Genomic DNA, 1,051 nt, shown 5'->3' on the forward strand with positions numbered 1-1,051 from the left:
ACTGCGTGAAGCGCGTGCCCTCTTTGGCCAGGCGATCGATGTTGGGCGTTTCGAAGCGGCGCTGCCCGTACACGCTGAGGTCCCCGTAGCCGAGGTCATCGGTGTGGATCAGAAGAATGTTGGGGTCGCCGTCGCGCTCCGCGCTTTGGCGAGGCAAGCCACCGTTGCGTTCGGCCGCCACCACCACGCAAGCGGCCGCCACCACCATGGAGACCATCAGACGTTGTAGCATGACCACAGAGATTAACGCCGAACCGTGACAGAACGCCAGTCCACCCCTCCTCCCGGAGTTGATATGTCATCGTCCGCTACACCGCAGCCGATACCCTACGGCCCTCCGATCACCCTGGAATTGGCCAAGCAAGTCGTCGCCGCCGCCGAACAGGAGGCGATGGCCAACAACTGGCCCATGGTTATCGCGGTTGTCGACAGCAGCGGTCATCTGGTCATCCTGCACAAGCTCGATCACGCACAGTTGGGAAGCATTCCAATTGCTCAGCGCAAGGCGGAAACAGCGGTGAGCTTCAAACGTCCCACCAAGGCTTTCGAAGAGGTGCTGGCAGCAGGCGGTCTCGGCCTTCGCTTGCTCGCTGCAGACAACCTCTGTCCGCTGGAAGGCGGGCTGCCGCTATTGCGCAACGGAGAATTGATCGGCGGTATTGGCGTATCGGGAATGCAGCCCACGCAAGATGCGCAGGTGGCCGCAGCGGGGGCCAACGTCGTCAATTACAACGGCCCCTCGCCCCGATCGGCGCGTCCGGTCACGGCTTGACCTGCGACAGAATCGACCGGGCTCGCAAACGTGTAGAGATGGGTAAGGCCGAGGACGTCGCGGTCCTCCCCTCAGCTCAAAAGCTGTACCGCAGAGCGAGTCGGATCTGGCGTTCGGCATACGCGTCGTACACCTCGAAGATACGCATGAAGTCGCCTGCCTGCAGGTCGAACTCCGGATTGGCAAACTTCGGTGTGTCGGTCACGTTGGTTGCCTCGACCCTTGCTTCCAGCCGGTGGGTTCCGCCGAGCGGGAATGCACGGAATACCGAGAGATCCA

At 62.0% G+C, this 1,051-nt stretch carries 2 protein-coding genes; one reads left to right on the forward strand and one right to left on the reverse strand.

The genetic code is table 11. From position 1 onward, the window contains the following. On the reverse strand, nucleotides 1–232 hold a 232-nt coding region (locus tag GEV06_28625), incomplete at its 3' end, for a sulfatase-like hydrolase/transferase (protein ID MPZ21815.1). Nucleotides 233–295: 63 nt separating this feature from the next. On the opposite strand from GEV06_28625, the gene GEV06_28630 reads away from it, so the two are divergent. Next, the gene (locus GEV06_28630) at nucleotides 296–772 is read left to right on the forward strand and encodes a heme-binding protein (protein ID MPZ21816.1); all 477 of its coding nucleotides are present in this window, start codon (nucleotides 296–298) and stop codon (nucleotides 770–772) included. Nucleotides 773–1,051 lie beyond the last annotated feature (279 nt).

It is taken from the genome of Luteitalea sp., from assembly GCA_009377605.1.
Classification (GTDB): Bacteria; Acidobacteriota; Vicinamibacteria; order Vicinamibacterales; family Vicinamibacteraceae; genus WHTT01.

Bases quoted from the DNA above. Each gene is read 5' to 3' on its own strand.
- GEV06_28630 (MPZ21816.1), top strand. From the start codon at position 296: ATGTCATCGTCCGCTACACCGCAGCCGATACCCTACGGCCCTCCGATC.